15 protein-coding genes and 1 tRNA gene are annotated in these 16,713 nt (G+C 71.9%); 3 read left to right on the forward strand and 13 right to left on the reverse strand.

The window, feature by feature from the left end; translation table 11 throughout:
* Positions 1-3 precede the first annotated feature (3 nt).
* Positions 4-735 carry an SDR family oxidoreductase gene (locus tag IE267_RS17035; protein WP_189763807.1) on the reverse strand — a complete coding sequence of 244 codons (732 nt, stop codon included), beginning with the start codon at positions 733-735 and terminating at the stop codon, positions 4-6.
* A gap of 95 nt (positions 736-830) precedes the next feature.
* Here IE267_RS17035 and IE267_RS17040 point away from each other — a divergent pair, with 95 nt between their 5' ends.
* Entirely contained in the window at positions 831-1,682 is an 852-nt protein-coding gene (locus IE267_RS17040; RefSeq protein WP_189763808.1) for a LysR family transcriptional regulator, read from the forward strand.
* A 250-nt stretch (positions 1,683-1,932) separates the two neighbouring features.
* Here the strand turns inward: IE267_RS17040 and IE267_RS17045 are convergent.
* The 3 genes from IE267_RS17045 to IE267_RS17055 form a co-directional block, all read right to left on the reverse strand.
* A tRNA-Pro gene (locus tag IE267_RS17045) sits at positions 1,933-2,006 on the reverse strand.
* A gap of 105 nt (positions 2,007-2,111) precedes the next feature.
* On the reverse strand, positions 2,112-2,462 hold the full coding sequence (locus IE267_RS17050) for an MmcQ/YjbR family DNA-binding protein (protein WP_189763809.1): 351 nt from the start codon (positions 2,460-2,462) through the stop codon (positions 2,112-2,114).
* Positions 2,463-2,527: 65 nt separating this feature from the next.
* The gene (locus IE267_RS17055; RefSeq protein WP_189763810.1) at positions 2,528-3,709 is read right to left on the reverse strand and encodes a Gfo/Idh/MocA family protein; all 1,182 of its coding nucleotides are present in this window, start codon (positions 3,707-3,709) and stop codon (positions 2,528-2,530) included.
* A 1,360-nt stretch (positions 3,710-5,069) separates the two neighbouring features.
* Between IE267_RS17055 and IE267_RS17060 the strand changes: the two genes are divergently transcribed.
* The gene (locus tag IE267_RS17060; RefSeq protein WP_161248091.1) at positions 5,070-6,275 is read left to right on the forward strand and encodes an acyl-CoA dehydrogenase family protein; all 1,206 of its coding nucleotides are present in this window, start codon (positions 5,070-5,072) and stop codon (positions 6,273-6,275) included.
* A 24-nt stretch (positions 6,276-6,299) separates the two neighbouring features.
* Here IE267_RS17060 and IE267_RS17065 read toward each other — a convergent pair whose 3' ends face one another.
* The 6 genes from IE267_RS17065 to IE267_RS17090 form a co-directional block, all read right to left on the reverse strand.
* Entirely contained in the window at positions 6,300-6,869 is a 570-nt protein-coding gene (locus tag IE267_RS17065; RefSeq protein WP_161248093.1) for a GAF domain-containing protein, read from the reverse strand.
* Positions 6,870-6,871: 2 nt separating this feature from the next.
* Positions 6,872-7,489, reverse strand: coding sequence for a GTP-binding protein (locus IE267_RS17070; RefSeq protein WP_161248095.1), 618 nt, complete (start codon positions 7,487-7,489; stop codon positions 6,872-6,874).
* Positions 7,467-7,838 carry a DUF742 domain-containing protein gene (locus IE267_RS17075; protein ID WP_161248097.1) on the reverse strand — a complete coding sequence of 124 codons (372 nt, stop codon included), beginning with the start codon at positions 7,836-7,838 and terminating at the stop codon, positions 7,467-7,469. The genes IE267_RS17070 and IE267_RS17075 overlap by 23 nt, the downstream gene beginning before the upstream one ends.
* 2 nt (positions 7,839-7,840) lie before the next feature.
* Positions 7,841-8,275 carry a roadblock/LC7 domain-containing protein gene (locus IE267_RS17080; RefSeq protein ID WP_053730984.1) on the reverse strand — a complete coding sequence of 145 codons (435 nt, stop codon included), beginning with the start codon at positions 8,273-8,275 and terminating at the stop codon, positions 7,841-7,843.
* A 7-nt stretch (positions 8,276-8,282) separates the two neighbouring features.
* A complete protein-coding gene (locus IE267_RS17085; protein ID WP_189763811.1) occupies positions 8,283-10,349 on the reverse strand; it encodes a sensor histidine kinase in 2,067 nt (688 codons plus the stop codon).
* Positions 10,350-10,576: 227 nt separating this feature from the next.
* Complete coding sequence (locus IE267_RS17090; protein WP_161248101.1) at positions 10,577-12,643, reverse strand: transglycosylase domain-containing protein; 2,067 nt, start codon at positions 12,641-12,643, stop codon at positions 10,577-10,579.
* 293 nt (positions 12,644-12,936) lie between these two features.
* On the opposite strand from IE267_RS17090, the gene IE267_RS17095 reads away from it, so the two are divergent.
* Positions 12,937-14,037 carry an alpha/beta hydrolase gene (locus IE267_RS17095; protein ID WP_189763812.1) on the forward strand — a complete coding sequence of 367 codons (1,101 nt, stop codon included), beginning with the start codon at positions 12,937-12,939 and terminating at the stop codon, positions 14,035-14,037.
* Positions 14,038-14,110: 73 nt separating this feature from the next.
* On the opposite strand, the gene IE267_RS17100 is transcribed toward IE267_RS17095, so the two are convergent.
* The 3 genes from IE267_RS17100 to IE267_RS17110 form a co-directional block, all read right to left on the reverse strand.
* Positions 14,111-14,596 carry a hypothetical protein gene (locus tag IE267_RS17100; protein WP_189763813.1) on the reverse strand — a complete coding sequence of 162 codons (486 nt, stop codon included), beginning with the start codon at positions 14,594-14,596 and terminating at the stop codon, positions 14,111-14,113.
* Between the two features lie 248 nt (positions 14,597-14,844).
* Positions 14,845-16,041 carry an MBL fold metallo-hydrolase gene (locus IE267_RS17105; protein ID WP_189763814.1) on the reverse strand — a complete coding sequence of 399 codons (1,197 nt, stop codon included), beginning with the start codon at positions 16,039-16,041 and terminating at the stop codon, positions 14,845-14,847.
* A gap of 165 nt (positions 16,042-16,206) precedes the next feature.
* Complete coding sequence (locus IE267_RS17110) at positions 16,207-16,656, reverse strand: TIGR03618 family F420-dependent PPOX class oxidoreductase (RefSeq protein WP_167152208.1); 450 nt, start codon at positions 16,654-16,656, stop codon at positions 16,207-16,209.
* Positions 16,657-16,713: the final 57 nt, after the last annotated feature.

A 16,713-nucleotide genomic window follows, 5' to 3' on the forward strand; every position in this document is an offset into this window, starting at 1 on the left:
CCGTCACCAGGGCACGACGCCGGCGTCCTCGAAGAACTGGCCGGTCGGACCGTCGTCGGGCAGGGTCGCGAGTTCGATGGCGATCGCCGCTCCCTGTGCGGGGGTGCGCACGCCCTGGAAGCCGTTGAGGTCCGTCGCGACGTAGCCGGGGCAGCCGGCGTTGATCAGGATGTTCGTGCCGCTCAGCTCCCGGGCGTACTGGAGGGTGACGGCGTTCAGGAACGTCTTCGATGGCGCGTACGCCACGGCCACCGGACCCGCCGTCCGCCCGGCGGCGGTTCCCGACTGCCGGGTGAGGGAGCCGACGCTGCTGGACATGTTCACGATCCGCGGTGAGGCGGAGCGACGCAGCAGCGGCATCATCGCGTTGGTGACGCGGATGACACCGATCACGTTGGTCTCCACGACCGTTCGGATGATCGCGGGATCGACCCGGGTGGGCTCCTGCGGCATGTCGCCGGCGATACCGGCGTTGTTGACGAGCACGTCGAGGCGCCCGGCCCGTTCCTCGATCAGCCGTGCGGCGGCGTCCACGCTCGCGTCGTCCGTCACGTCCAGCGGTACTCCGAACGCGTCGACGCCGGCCGCCCGCAGCCTCTCCACCGCGGCCTCGCGGCGCTGATCGTGGCGGGCGCCGACGCCGACGCTCCAGCCGAGGGCACCCAGGCCCGCGGCGATCTCGTAACCGATTCCCTTGTTCGCGCCGGTGACCAGCGCGGTCGTTCGTCCGCTCATGGGAACCATGCTGCTCCCGAACGCCGACCGGGGTCCAAGACCGATGCGGTGGGCGACGATACCGTCCGGGTATCGATCCGGAGTAGCGTGGACGGATGGAGACCCGGGAACTGCGCTACTTCGTCGCTGTCGCCGAAGAGCTGCACTTCGGGCGCGCCGCGCACCGGCTCGGGATCGCACAGCCGCCTTTGTCACGGGCGATCCAGAAGCTTGAGCGCCGGCTCGGGGCAGCACTGCTGGATCGGACCAGCCGCAGCGTCACGCTGACCGAGGCCGGCTCGGTGCTGCTGGCCGAGGGCCGGGCGGCCCTCGACGCGGTCGACGCCGCTGAGCGCCGGACCCGCCGCGCCGCCCTTTCCGCGACCGGCCGGCCTGCCCTCACCCTGGTCACGAAGGCCAGCGCGTCCAGAGAACTGCTGGCGAAACTGCTCGACGCGTACGCCGCCGAACCCGGCGCGGTCCCCGTCGACGTCCTCCTGTGCGGCCCGGCCGAGCAGGAACGGCTGCTGCGCGAGGGCCGGGCCGACGTGGCGCTGCTGCACCATCCGTTCGACTCGACGGCAGGGCTCCACACCGAGGAGCTCGGTACGGAGGGCCAGGTGGCGGTCCTGCCGACCGGGCATCCGCTGACCGTCCGGGCCCATGTGCACATGGCCGACATCACGGGGCTGCCCGGCCTGCCCCTGCCGCGCTGGCCCAACCCCGACGGCAGTTACCCACCCGGCCCCGGCCCGCGGGTCCGCGACCACGCGCAGTTGTTGCAGCTCGTCGCGCTCGGCCGTGCCTGCGCGGTCTCACCGGAGTCGTGCCGAGCCGAACTGCACGGTGACCTCGCCGCCGTACCGGTGCTCGACGCGCCGCAGGTCACCACCCTGATCGCCTGGCCACCGCACAGTCGGTCCAGAGCGGTCGCCCATCTGGTCCGGACCGCGCTGCGTCTCCCGTAGCTCCGGCACATCCGGCCACGTTCCATCTCCCGGGGGCCCGGCTCACCAGCGGGGTCGGGAGCGGGCGGCTGCGCCTGGCAGGCATCCGCCCGGGGAGAAGTCGAGCCACGGGAACCTGCGTCGGGGAGGCCACCCGATCCGCCGAGTCAGTCGGCCGGTCGGCGCTCGCGGGAACGCGGGGCCCGGAAGAACGACCAAGGGCCGGTGTCGGATGTCTCCGATACCGGCCCTGATCTGCGACTCTTGCAAGTCGGGACGACAGGATTTGAACCTGCGACCCCTTGACCCCCAGTCAAGTGCGCTACCAAGCTGCGCCACGTCCCGATGCCCGTCTGACCTGGGGATTCCCCCCGGCCGTTCGTGCATGAGAACAATACCGCACTTCGTCGGGTGGTCACGAACCCCTTTCCCGGGGCGCCCGGCAGCGCCCTACGCCCCGGGATCGGGGTGGGCGTCCAGGAGTTTGCGCGGAGCGGCCTGGCGCCAGGAGTCGGTCAGGATCGCGCTCAGCTCGTCGTCGCCGGTGAGCGCGGCGAGTCGCACCCGCAGCCACGCGTAGTTGTCGTCGTGCCCCTCCCGCAGGAAGAACTTCCCGGGCTCGGCCGCGATCAGCTCGGCCCGTTCCTCCTTCGGGCATTTCACGCCCATCCAGGCGTCGTCGTCGCCCAGGGAGGCGAAGATCTTCCCCGCGACCCGGAAGGTGGGCCTTCCCCAGGCGGGCTTCTCCGTCGCCCCGGGAAGCCCGAGCGCGATGCGGCGTACGTCCTCGGCGGTGACCATGGGGAGACCGTACGCCGCACCACCGGCAGCGGGCCCGCGGAATCCGGCCGCGGCGCCCCCGCGAGCTACCGCTGGCCCCGCTCGAAGTAGGCCGCGAGGCCGGGGTCGAGCGGGGGGACCCGGCGCGGGGCGCCTCCGCTCCGCAGCGAGGCCGTGGCCTCGTAGCCCGCCGCGACCGCCATCCGCGCGGCGACCGGAGAGGTGTCGGTGACGCCGCCGTCGCGCACGAAGCGCAGGAACTCGTCGATGATCAGCGGGTCCGCCCCGGCGTGCGCGGCGTCGTCCGGGGCGTCGGGGATGGCGTACGCCCGGTCGGGTTCGGCGCGGTATTCGGAGCGCCGGGAGTTCCACACCTTCACCTGGCCGCCGGGGCCGTCGCCGAAGTTCTCCAACCGGCCCGCGTCACCGATGACCGTGTAGTTGCGCCAGTAGTCCGGGGTGAAGTGGCACTGCTGGTACGAGGCGAGCACACCGTTGTCGAGGCGCATGTTGAGCAGCGAGACGTCCTCGACGTCGATCACCGGATTGAGTGCGCGCTGGGTGTGCGGCGGCCAGTGACCGTCCTTGGTGTACCAGTCGTCGGCCTTGGGTTCGCCGGGCGCCCGGCGGTGCGGGTTGTCGCCGTACACCATCAGATCGCCCATGGCCTGCACGTCGCGCGCGTAGCCGCCGGACAGCCAGTGCACCACGTCGATGTCGTGCGCCGCCTTCTGGAGCAGGAGGCCGGTGGTGTAGCGGCGCTCGGCGTGCCAGTCCTTGAAGTACCAGTCGCCGCCGTACCCCACGAAGTGGCGCACCCACACCGTCTTGACCGTGCCGATGGTCCCGCGGGCGATCAGGTCGCGCATCATCCGCACCACGGGCATGTGGCGCATGTTGTGGCCCACGTAGAGGCGCGTACCGGTTTCGCGCGCCGTGCGCAGGATCTCGTCGCAGCGCTCGACCGTGATGTCCAGGGGCTTCTCGACGAAGACCGGCTTCCCGGCGAGCAGTGCGGCGCAGGCGAGGTCGGCGTGGGTGTGGTCGGGAGTGAGGACGAGTACGGCGTCGAGGTCGGCCGCGTCGACGACCTCGCGGGGGTCGGTCGGAAGCCGCGCGCCGGGGAAGGCCGCGGCGGCCGCCGCGCGGGCCAGGGGGTCCGGGTCCGCGACGGCTGCGACGACACAGCCGCGGCCCGGGCGGTGTGCGGTACGCGCGATGCTGCCGCGCAGCCCGTATCCGATGACGCCGACACGGAGGTCGGTCATGTCAACTCCCTTCTCGTCAGGCGATGTTGCTGTGGGCGACGGCCGCCGGACGACCGAGATGCCCGGGCGCCCGTCCCCGCGCGGCGACGCGCCGGGGGACGAACGCCCCGGCCGTCCCGGAGCCCGCCGCACGGTGTCCTCGATGCGGGCGGGGCCGTCAGGTGCATCGTCGCAGCCGGTGAACCGGCCCGGCCGGGCGGCCCCGGCCCGACGCCCGCCCGAGCCGCAGGCGCCTTCCGGCCGGTCCCCCGACGGCCGGCGAGCCCCCCGCGCCTCGGCCCGCACCCCAGCGGCCCACGGCCCCGACTCACGCCCCCTCCGCGCCCCGTGGCCGAATTCCTCACCACTTCCCCACACCGCATCCCACCGCCCCACCCCGCCCCACGGCGGAAGTCCCAGGGCAACCACCTGTCCCGCCCGCGCAGCCCTGGCCGGATTCCATCGCTGCTGGTCCGGGCGGCTGCGGCACGGGTGGGGCCCCGCCCATCGGGCGGTCGATTCCGCATCGCGCGCTCCCCCCTGCGCCCCGCACCACTGCAACGCACCGTTCACGCCACCCCGCACCCCAACGCGCCCTCCGCGGGCACAACGACCGCCGCGAGGAAATGGCCCCGCCTGCTCTTGCCAAGGGCGTCGACTGCCGTACGGGAGTCGGTAGTTGCCGATCACGCAGGGCGGCCCGTCGCGACCGTCCTCCACCGCACCGGCCGGCCGCGCGAGGCGACGTCCGGCGCGCCACCGCCCGGAGCAGCGCGCTCCGCCGACGGCTTCCGGGTTCCGCAACACGCGAGAGGTAGGGAGAATGCCAAGGTCAGCAGCGTGAGGCATGAGGCCGTGCGCGTTCCGGTCGTGGTGGGGCCGCGCCCGCTCCCCCGGCACCGCCCCCCGACACGACCGTCCGGTCCGCCACCCAACGCCACCCCAGGCGGCCGAAAGTGCTGGTCGGCGGGGTGGCGGGGGAAGCGCACCATCACCCACACGCGTGAAACGACGACATATTCCGTCGAAGTCGAAGCCAAATCGGTTCTGCAGCTGTCCTCAGATGTCATGACCGTGCTCATCTGGTTCCGCTTCCTGGCCCTCAGTGCCACTTGCCCACGAAACCTTTGCCGTTGTCATGTGGCAGAAAGTTGTGTGAAGGGGATGCAATCGACTGGGACCGAACAGGCCGGGGCACACACAACACATCGCCATCCAAACGTCAACTCGCCTTATTCTGGCCATAGTTGACAGAGGAAGGTGCAAGAGTCGAAGTCGCTTCACAGCATGAGGAGGTCGGCCTCTTCGGGACGGGATCACTGCCGATGCACCACCTGCCGGGACCACCCGCGGCAGGCGTTTCGCGGAGGAGGGCTGCGGGATGGACGGATACTTCAACAGCCGGCTGCACCAACAACTCAGGGAAGACGTCAGGCACTTCGCGGAACGTGAGGTACGACCGCGGATAGCCGAGATGGAGGCGGCCCGCACCGTCCAGCACGAGCTGTCGCGGCTCATCGCCCGGCAGGGCTGGATAGGGGCGACCGTCAGCCCCGCTTATGGCGGGATGGGCGTGGGGCACCTCGGCAAGACCATCATCATCGAGGAGCTGTCCCGGGTGAGCGGCGCGATGGGGGCCATGGTGCAGGCCTCCCAGCTCGGCGTCGCCAAGATCGTGCACTTCGGGAACGAGGACCAGAAGAAGAGCTGGCTGCCGGCCGTCGCCGCGGGCGAGTGCCTGCCGACGATCGCGGTCACCGAGCCCGAGTCGGGCGGTCATGTGCTGGGCATGGCCGCGAGCGCGGTCCGCGACGGTGACGATTACCTACTCAATGGCCGAAAAGTCTATGTGGGCAACAGCCATGTGGGCGATCTCCATGGTGTGGTCCTGCGCACCGGACCGGGCTCCAGGGGCCTCTCGGCCTTCCTCGTCGAGTCCGACCGCCCCGGGTTCTCCCTGGGCGAGCACCGCGAGGCGATGGGGCTGCACGGCTTCAGCTTCGGAGAGGTCCGCTTCGACAACTGCCGTGTCCCGGCGGCCAACCGGCTCGGCGAGGAGGGGGACGGCCTGGCCGTCGCGTACTCCTCCAGCGTCCTGTACGGGCGGGCCAACCTCACCGCCGTGTCGCTCGGCATTCATCAGGCGATCCTTGAAGAGACCACCAGGTTCTGCGCCGAACGCATCCGCTACGGCAAGCCGCTGTACGAACTCCCCAACATCAAAATCAAGTTGGGACAGCTCCAGTCCCGGGTGATGACGGCCCGGCTCGTCGCCTACCACGCGGTCCAGCTGCTGGATCAGGGGCTGCCGTGCGACGCCGAGCTCATGAACGCCAAGGTCGTCAACGTGGAGTCGGCGCTCGACTCCGCACGCAACGCCATGGAGATCCATGCGGCGGCCGGTCTGTTCACCGACCGCCCCATCGAGCGGTATCTGCGCGACGCCCACCACATCTTCGCCCCGGCCGGCACCTCCGACGTACAGCTCCTGCGGCTGGCCGAGGTGGCGTTGGGCACGGCGAAGGGCCAGTGGTCGCAGCGGCTCTCCGATCTGCTGCGCATGCAGGAACTGGCCACGGCCCACTGACGCGCACGCCGGCGCGAGGACGGCTCAGAACCGGCCGTCCTCGCGCCGGTGGATCTGCTCGATGAGCTCCGCCGCCATCGACTTGATCGTCTCCAGACCGGCCCTGCCCCAGGGCCGGGGTTCGGTGTCCACCACGCAGATCGTGCCGAGTGCGATGCCGGTGCGGTCGATGAGCGGCGCCCCGAGGTAGGAGCGGATTCCGATCTCGTCCACCACGGGATTGCCGGCGAACCGCGGGTAGTCGCACACGTCCTCCAGGACGAGCGCCTTGCGGCGGACCACGACGTGCGGGCAGTACCCGTGGTCGCGCGCCATGATCCGGCTGACCCCGCCGGAGACCGCCGCCGCGTTCAGGTCCGAGCCGGTGTGGGCGCCGTCGGGGGTGTGCAGGCCGGCGAAGAACTGCTGGTTCTCGTCGATGAAGTTGACCATCGAGAAGGGCGCCCCGGTCACCTCGGCGAGCTTGTGCGCGAACTCGTCGAAGGCCGGGTCGGGCCGCTCCCCCATGCCCAGTTGGCGCAGCCGCTGGACGCGGACCGGCGCCTCGCGGTCCACGGGGGTGAGGAGCAGGTGTCCGGTCGGGTCGTACGTCATAGTCAGGCTCCAGGGCTGGTGGCTGCCGGGATGGTGGCGAGCAGGTGCTGGACCAGGGTGACCAGCGTGCGGATGCCGGAGCTGCCGATGCGGGCGTCGCAGAGTACGACGGGGACCTCGGGCTTGAGGTCTATGGCCGCCCGCACCTCCTCCGGGTCGTAGCGGTAGGAGCCGTCGAACTCATTGACGGCGACGAGGAATCCGATGCCCCGCCGCTCGAAGAAGTCGACGGCACAGAAGCATTCGTCGAGCCGCCGGGTGTCGGCGAGGATCACCGCACCGAGCGCCCCCTCGGACAGCTCGTCCCACATGAACCAGAAGCGCTCCTGTCCCGGCGTGCCGAACAGGTAGAGCACGTTCTGGTCGTCGAGCGTGATGCGGCCGAAGTCCATGGCGACCGTGGTGGTGGTCTTGGACTCGATGCCTTCGAGGCTGTCGTGGGCCGCGCTGACCGTGGTGAGGAGCTCCTCGGTGGAGAGCGGTTCGATCTCGCTGACCGCTCCGACAAAGGTCGTCTTGCCGACCCCGAACCCACCCGCGACGAGGATCTTCAGCGCGGTCGGGAACAGGTCCCGGGCATCCCTGGCGGGCAGGGCGTCAAAGGCGTCGTCGTAGGCCATCGAGCACTGCCTCCAGCAGAGATCGGTCGGTGGGTGTGTGGGAGAGGCGGGGAGCCCGTGCGGTCACCGCCCCGCAGTCCACGAGGTCGGACAGGAGCACTTTGGTGACGACGGCCGGCAGCCGTAAGTGCGCCGAGATCTCCGCCACCGAGGTGGGCCCCTTGCACAGGCCGAGTGCCTGCGAGTGTTCGGGGCCCAGGTGGGTCTGGGGCACGGTGCCGGTGGCCATGACCTGGGAGAGGAGGTCCAGTGTCGCGCTCGGCCGGGTTCGGCCGTTGCTCACCGTGTAGGGCCGGATCAGCCGTCCGGCCGCGTCGTCGAGCCAGGGCCCGTCCTGCGGGGCCGCCACGGTCAGCTCCTCAGACCGCTGGGGGTTCCGGCGCCCTGCCTGGCCGGGGTCACCAGATACGGCCGTACGCTCTTGACCAGCATGGCCATCTCGTAGCCGAGGACCGCCGCGTCGGCCTCCCGGCCGGCGAGGACCGCGAGACAGGTGCCCGAGCCGGCCGTGGACACGAAGAGCAGGGTGGAGTCCAGCTCCACCACGACCTGCCGCACCTCGCCCCCGTCGCCGAAGCGCGCTCCGGCGCTGCGGCCGAGCGAGTACAGGCCGGAGGCGAGGGCCGCCATGTGGTCGGCGCTGTCGGTGTCCAGACCGTGGACGGATTTCACCAGACCGTCGGAGGAGAGCAGAACCGCGTTGCGGGTGTAGGGGACCCGCTGGACCAGTCCGCTCAGCAGCCAGTCGAGGTCCGAGACGTGTCCGGTCGGCGCATCGCTCGCCATGGTGCATCTACTCCTTGGAGTGTTCGGCGTCAGTGTCCGACTGGAGCGCCTGGGGGGAGGTGTGGGTCGACTGTGCTGCGTGGCTCTGCTGTGCCTCGGCGAGTCCGATGCCCCGCTGGAACGCCGCCATCAACCCCGGGTCGTGCAGGGCGTGTTCCTCGCTCCTGCGGGGTACGGGGGCGTCTCGCAACTGGGGTACGAGGTGTTCCTGGCTGCGCCGCCGGGGCAGGTCGGGGCGGCCCATGGTGCCGCGCACGGCTCCGTTCCGCTCCCGGGGCGCGCCGGTCAGACGCGGTTCGGCGGGCTCGGCGGTGGTGCCGTGCTGGATGCCGGGGGTCGCCGCGGCCGGGTTGGGCCGCTCGTCGAGCGCCCCGCGCACCGGTAGCGGGCCGTTGCCGCGCCCTGCCGTGGTCGGCTCGGTGAGATAGGGCCGAGGAGGGGGCAACAGGTCGACAGCGGGCCGCACTTGATGCCCGTGCTCCGCTCGCAGCGGGTCCGCGTGCCGGGGCTCGCGGTGCGCGGGCTCCTGGTGTGCGGGCTCCTGGTGTACGGGCTGGGGCCGCGGGGATTCCTGGTGTACGGGCTGGGTCACTGGGGGTTCGTGCCGTACGGGTTCGGGGTGTACGGGTTCCCGGTGGGCCGGAGTGAGCGCGGGTGCGGACATCGGGGCCGGGAGGGGGGCGGTCGCCTCGGCGGGCCGGGCGGCCTCGGCGGGGGCCTGGACCACCTGGTTCCGGCCGGTGCTCTCGCGCTCGGGTTCGTGCGCCGACTCCTGCTGGGGGTGCTCCTGCTGGTTGAGGCCTCCGGACTCGGCACCCAACAGGCCCTGCGGCAGCACCAGTACGGCCTGGACACCGCCGTAGATGTTGGTCTGCAGGCGTACCGCGATACCGTGCCTGCGGGCGAGCGCGGAGACCACGAACAGTCCGATGCGGCCGTCCTGCAGCAGGTGGGCGACGTTGACCTGGTCGGGGTCGGAGAGCAGCGCGTTCATCTTGTTCTGCTCGGTGACCGGCATGCCGAGGCCGCGGTCCTCGACCTCGACGGCCAGACCCGCCGTCACGAACTGTGCGCGCAGCAGGACTTGGGTGTGCGGGGCGGAGAACACCGTCGCGTTCTCGACGAGTTCGGCGAGGAGGTGGATGACGTCGGCGACGGCGTGGCCGCGCAGCGTTCCGTCGATCGGCGGGACGAGTTTGACGCGGGGGTACTGCTCGACCTCGGCGATCGAGGACCGCAGGACCTCGGTCATGGTGACCGGGTGCGACCACTGGCGCCGCGAGATGGCGCCGCCGAGCACGGCGAGGTTCTCGGCGTGCCGGCGGATGCGGGTGGCGAGGTGGTCGACGTGGAAGAGGCCCTTGAGCAGTTCGGGGTCCTCGACCTCGTTCTCCAGCTCGTCCAGGAGCTGGATCTCCCGGTGGACGAGGGACTGCAGCCTGCGGGCGAGGTTGACGAACACCTCGACCTTCTGTTCGTTGCCGACGCTGCTGGAGAGCTGGGAGGCCTGCACCACGGCGACCACGGCCGCGTCGTGGGAACGGGTCAGTTCGTGCGCCAGCAGTTCGAACTCGTCCGCTCCTGGCGGCAGTTGGGCCGGAGCCCTGCGTGTCGGCGGCCCCTCGCCACGGCGCAGCGCGTCCACGACCGTACGGAGGTCCGCGGCGGAGCGGGCGCTGCCGCGGCGCAGCCCGTTGGCGCGGCCGAGCACGGTCTTGGCCGCGCGGTCCGCGCCGATCCCGGCCGCGACCAGAGCGGCGAGGGCGAGCACGGCGAATCCCGCGAGCATGGCCCACAGGCCCATGGAGGGGTGCCGGCCGGTGGAGTGCAGGGTGAAGGCGACGGCGGCCGCTCCGCACAGCACCGCAACGGTGGCGGGCAGCACGGCGGCGCGCACCAGCTGCGGACGTATGCGGGATTCGGGTGCCGGGCGCGGCCCTGGGGGCGTAGCCGCCCGGCCCGGGGCGGGGCGTCCGGCGTCGACGGCGGGCTGCTGCGGCCGGGTGGTGTTGCGGCCGTGCCGCCCGCCCTCGCGGCGGTCCGGCCGCGCTGCGGGTGCGCGGAGGTGAGACATCGGCGTCCTCGGTGCGTGGGGTCTCAGGGGGGTCACTGCGGCGGGCCCAACTCGGCTTTTGTACGGCCCACTTTGATCGTCGACCACTCACCGTAGTGTTCAATCCATCACCCTCGGTGCGCAGTTGGCAAACTTCCCCGCACAGCGTCCCGCTCTGGTATGACGCCTCGTACGACAGACCGATAGTTCCGGGCGGCGCGGCGCCCGTTACCCGTGCCGGGCCGGGCTCAGTCGCTGGAGCCGGGCCCGGGCAGGGCGGTCGTGGTGAGCGTTCCGGCGGGCTGTCCGTCGAGCGCGCCCTCGATGGAGTCGCGCCAGACGGGCCCGGCGAGGGTGCCGCCGAACGCCTGGCCGACGGTGTTGCCGCCGATGCTCTGGCCGTCGAGGTCGTGCGGGCTGCGGGTGTCACTGACGACGGCGGCGCCGGCCAGTTCGGGCGTGTATCCGGCGAACCAGACCTGCTTGCTCTCGTCGGTGGTTCCGGTCTTGCCCGCGCTGTCGCGGTCGGTGAGCCCGGCCGGCTTGCCGGTGCCGTCCTGCACGACGCCGAGCAGCATGGTGGTCACGGTGTCGGCGGTCTCCGCGGACATCACCTGGTGGCAGTCCGCCTGCGGCACGGCGACGCTCCCGCCGTCCGGCTTGGTCACCGCGCTGATCGCGACCGGGGTGCAGTACGTGCCGTGGTTGGCGAAGGTCGCGTACACATTGGCCATCTCCAGCGGGGTCAGGTCGTTGCTGCCCAGCGTGAGCGACGGCACCACTTGCAGCTTGGTGCCGCCCGCCTGGGCCGTGATGCCGAGCGCGTTGGCCATCTTCGACACGTCGCACAGGCCGGTGTCGGCCTCCAGCTGGGCGAAGTAGGTGTTGACCGACTGGGCCATGGCGTCCGGCATGGCGAAGGGCCCGGTCAGGGACTGGCTGTCGTTGTGGACCTCGCCGTTCTCCGGGTAGGTGTTGCCGGCGCAGTCGGACATTGCCGGCCAGGGCATGGAGTAGGGCGCCGGGTACTGCTGGCCGGGGCTGGTGCCCTTCTCCAGGGCCGCCGCCGCCACGATCGGCTTGAACGTGGAACCGGTCGGGAAGCCCAGGCCGCCGCCCATCTTCGTGCCGACGTTGAGGTTGATCTCGGTCTGGTGATCGCCCAGGCCGTAGTCGCGGCTCTGCCCCATCGCGACGATCTTGCCGGTGCCGGGCTGGACGAGGCTCATCACGGCGGCGGCGTCGTCCGTGGTGTACGCGTGCGAGGTGACCGAATCCTGCAGGGCGTTCTGCGCCTTGGGCGACAGGGTGGTGTGGATCTGGAGTCCGCCCCTGCTCCACAGCGCCCGCCGGTCGGTCGCGGTCCTGCCGAAGGCCGGGTCGGTAAGGACGATCTTGTGTACGTAGTCGCAGAAGAAGCCCTCGCCGTGCTGGGCGGTGATGCAGCCCTGGCGGGGCTTGCTCACCTTGAGCCTGATCGGTACGGCGATGGCCTGCCGCGCCTGGGCCGCGGTGATCGAACCGTACTGGGCCATCTTGTTCAGGACCGTGTCACGGCGCTGCTTGGCCAGGCGGGCGTTGGTCACCGGGTCGTACATGGACGGCGACTGGACGAGCCCGGCGAGGAGGGCGGCCTGGGGCAGGGTGAGGTCCTTGGCGTGCACGCTGAAATAGCGCTCGGCGGCCGCTTCGATGCCGTAGGCCTGCTCGCCGAAGAACGTGATGTTCAGGTAGTTGGTGAGGATCTGGTCCTTGGGCAGCGTCTGCTCCAGCTCGATCGCGTAGCGCAGCTCCTGGATCTTGCGTCCTATGGTCTGCCGCTGGGCTTCGAGCACCGCTTTCTGGTCACTGCCCGCCTGCTCGACGAAGACGTTCTTCACATACTGCTGGGTCAGGGTGGAGGCACCCTGGGACACGGCGCCGCTGGCCGCGTTCTTGTTCAGGGCGCGCAGGACGCCCTGGAGGTCCACGGCCCCGTGCTGGTAGAAGCGGTTGTCCTCGATGTCGACCAGCGCTTTGCGCATCACCGGGGCGATCTGCTCACCGGGTATGACGGTGCGGTCCCGGTCGTAGACGGTGGCGATGAGGCCACCGTCGGCGTCGTATATCTGGGACGCCTGGGAGAGCGGGGGTGTCTTGAACACGTCGGGCAGGTTGTTGAAGCTCTCGGCGGCCGACTTGGCCCCCACGCCGAGCGCCCCAGCCACCGGCAGCGCCAACCCGGCGGCCATGCCGCCCGCCAGAACGCTGACCCCGAGGAACTTGAGGAAGCGGGTGAACGGCGAGGCGGGCGGGCGCGGGTGCGTGAAGGGCATACGGCGAAACATACTGAGCAGACCTATGAATCGCGTCAAACAATCGTCTTTGAAGCGTGATTCCGGCCGACTCGGGCCGAGACCGTTCGCCGGAGGGTTCCCCAGGCCCCGCACAGCCGGTCCGGCCCCGAGCATCCCGCCGCCGGGGACCGGACGCAGGACACGGGCACGAGACGCAGGACAGCAGGACGGCCTCCGGGCCCCGCCCGGCACCGGATGCCCCGGACGCCGGATACTGGACTGCGCGGTGGTGATTGACGGTGGTGATTGACGGTGGTGATTGACTGCGCGGTATGGATCGAGCGCGCACGCCCACACCCCGCCCGGACGTGCCGGTGGCCGCTCCCGCCCCACCCTCGCTCGATCCCGAACTGAGCCTGGCGCGAGCGGCGTTGGGGGTCGCGGCGACCGCGCCCGTCACCCCCGGGAACCTCGCGGAGCGGCAGCGCCTCGATGCCGCCGCCCGGCCTCGGCCGACGGCCGACGAGCTCGGCGCCGACGGGCGCTTCGAGGTGCGTGAGGTACGCGTCCCGGGCCGCTCGGGCCGGCCCGGTGTCACGCTGGTCGGCGCGCGGCCCGCCGGAGCCGTCGGGCCGCTGCCGTTGCTCTACTACCTGCACGGTGGCGGCATGATCATGGGCAACGCGTGGTCCGTGCTGCCACGGGTGCTGCGCGAGTGGGCCCTCCCCCTGGGGTTGGCCGTCGCCTCGGTGGAGTACCCGCTGGCGCCGCGGGCGCGGTATCCCGTGCCGGTGGAGTCCTGCTACGCCGGGCTCGTGTGGGTGGCCGAGCACGCCGACGCGCTGGGCGTCGACGCGGGCCGGATCGTCGTCGCGGGCAAGAGCGCCGGCGGCGGGCTCGCCGCGGCGCTCGCGCTGCTCACCCGCGACCGGGGCGGGCCCGTACCGGTCGGGCAGCTGCTCCTGTCACCGATGCTGGACGATCGCGGCGACACCTTCTCCAGCCATCAGCCGGCGACGGTCGACATCTGGGACCGCACCTCCAACTCCACAGCGTGGCAAGCACTGTTGGGGTCCCGGTACGGCAGCGCGGACCTCTCGCCGTACGCGGCTCCCGCGCGCGCGACGGACCTGGCGGGGCTGCCAGCGGCCTACATCGACGTCGGGTCGGCAGAGACCTTCCGGGACGAGGGCGTCGCCTACGCCCAGGCGATCTGGGCAGCCGGCGGCGCGGCCGAACTGCACGTGTGGCCGGGCGCGTTCCACGGCTTCGACACCGTCGCACCCCGGGCGGCGCTCAGCCGGGACGCGCTGGACGCCCGCACCCGCTGGCTCCGCCGCGCCCTCACCCGGCCCGGCACGGACACCGACACCGACGCCGACGCCGACGTCGGCACCGGCACCGGCACCGGCACCGGCACCGGCACCAGCTGAGCCGCCCGGGCAGGGCCGATGCCCCCAACTGCCGTACGACGGACGGGATCACGAGCGGCACCGCGCCCCGGCCTCACCCCTCCAGCGCCGAACCGCAGCTCCAGCAGAACCGGGCGGCGCGCTCCGTGGCCAGGCGGCCGCATTCGGGGCAGACCCGGCCGAGCAGACAGGCGCTCTCGCCGCCCTCGGCAGGCGGCGGCGCCCCGATGGTGAGCCCGGGCCTGCGCGGGTGCACGGAGAGGTAGCCCATTCCGTCGGCCCCGCTGGAGAGTGCCCGGCGCGAACCCTTGGGCAGCCAGAGCGCGGTGACCGGCCGCAGGGGCAGGGTGCCCGACTCCGTACGGAGTTCACCCCCGCCTTCGAGCACGACCAGCAGGACGTCGAGCCGGAGGTCCGTGTGCTCGTCGATGGTGCGCCCGGGCGGCAGCCGCAGCAGGTTGGCGTCCAGATCACGCCCGCTCTCGGCGAGCCGCCACAGGGCGCCGCCCGTGTGCGAGGACGCCGCCGCGAGCTCCCGGCCGAGATCGGCCACCAGTCGCGCACCGTGTTGTTCCGTCACCGCGTCACCCTCCCACTGCCCCCACCGACCGGCTCGGCCGCCCGGTCCACCACCCACGCGCGTGCGCGGCGCATCGTCCGTCCCTCAGCAGAACACGTCGGGGTACGGGGTGCTGGACACCGCGTTCGCTCAGCCCTGGCCGACGGTACGCACCTCGGCCGGGGTCAAGAACGCGATCGCGCACGGCAGTTGGCGCCGGAACCGCAGGAATCCGGCCACGCCGGGCGCACGGCACGGGCCCGTCATCGTCAGCGTTCGCCCGCCAGGTCGAGCTCGCCCACCGGGAGCGGGGTGACGGCCGTTTCGCGGGGGCTGCGCCACGGGTGGGCGAGGGGGGCCGAGAGGGGGCGCCACCACGGGTCGGCGGGGACGGCTCCCGCGGGCTCGAAGGGCTCGCCGGGGCGGGGGAATGCCGCCGTCTGGCCCGCCTCGTCTGCGGCGTCCTTCGTCCACTCGCCGGGCTCCGCCCAGGCGTGCGGCGCGAGGTTGAAGGTGCCCCAGTGGATCGGCATGACCACGCCGTGCGGGGCGCCGCCCTGGAGGTCGAGGTGGGCGCGCAGGCCCTCGGCGGGGGTCATGTGGATGTCGGGCCAGAACTCGGAGTAGGCCCCGATCTGGATCATCGTCGCGTCGAACGGGCCGTGCTCCGCCCCGATGTCGCGGAAGCCGCCGAAGTAACCCGTGTCACCGCTGTGGTAGATCCGGTGCTCGGGCCCGGCCACCACCCAGGACGCCCAGAGCGTGTGCTGCTGGTTGCGCAGGCCGCGGCCGCAGAAGTGGCGGGCCGGGGTAGCGGTGAGCGTGATGCCGTTGACCTTCGCGGACTCGTTCCAGTCCAGCTCGTGGATCCGCTCCACGGGTACGCCCCAGTGCTCCAGATGGGCACCGACGCCGAGCGGCACCGCGAACACCGTGCCGGTGCCGACGAGGGCGCGGATGGTGGGCAGGTCGAGGTGGTCGTAGTGGTCGTGCGAGATGACGACGACGTCGACCGGGCCGAGCGCGGCCAGCGGCAGCGGGACGGGGTGCAGTCGCTTGGGTCCCGCGAAGGCGAAGGGGGAGCAGCGCTCGCCCCACACCGGGTCGAAGAGGACCCGGCGCCCGTCGATCTCGGCGAGCACACTGGAATGCCCCATCCAGGTGATCCGCAGCCCGGTGGCCGGCGGCTTCGCGATGTCCGCGAGCGTGGTGGGGTGGACCGGGATGGTGCCGGTGGGGGCGCGGCGCGCGCGCTGCTCCTTGGCGAAGAACTGCTTCGCGAACTCCAGGGTCGAGCCCGACGGCCGGGTCCGCGCGCCCTCGGGGTTCTGGAACACGCCGTCCGCGAAGTTCGGCGAGCGGCGGATGCGCGCCAGCCGCTCCCCCGCTGGGTCGGCGCCGAACGCGTCGGCCCGCAGCTCGCGGAGTCTGGAGCGAAGGGGAAGCAGAGAACCAGCGCCGGTCACGGCACCTCCTGGGGTTCGGGGTGTTTCCATTATGGGCGGCCGCCCCGTGCGCACTTCCGCGGGGACGGCTGTACTGGTGAGGGGGTCTTCACTCCGGCAACGGTGGAACGGCGTCCGCCGTCCCCGCCGGTGGGCCCCATCGCGTCGGCACCGGCAGGGCCGCCTTCAGGCCCCGTCGCGCCGGGGCTGCCCGTACGCACGTTCCACCCTCAGGCGCAGCACGAGGCGCCGGTCGCGGACCATGGCCGCGCGGTAGTCGTCCCAGTCGTCGTGCTCGCCCCGGACGTCCCGGAACAGGGTGATCAGCTCCTCGACCGTCGCGTCGTGCGGGTCGGCGGCGACCGGGGTGAGGTCGGCCGTACCCTCCACGACCGTCCACGCCCAGCGGTCGTCGCTGGTCACGTGGTAGCTCGCGCGGGCGTCGCGGCGCAGGTTCCTGGTCTTGGCCCGGTCGTCGGTGAGGGAGACCCTGATGACGCCCTCCGCCGGGTAGTAGTGGTGGTTCACGTTGGAGAGCTGGGGCCGTCCGTCCCGTTTCAGGGTGACGAGCACTCCGCCGTCCTGCTCGCCGACCAGCTTCAGCAGAGCTTCCTGGGACACCTCGATAGCCGTCATGGCTGGTGAACGCCCATCCGGGCGCCCGGATTCCCGGGAGCCGCCCGGCGGCGCCTG

The sequence above is a fragment of the Streptomyces xanthochromogenes genome (assembly GCF_014650455.1).
Lineage (GTDB): Bacteria > Actinomycetota > Actinomycetes > Streptomycetales > Streptomycetaceae > Streptomyces > Streptomyces xanthochromogenes.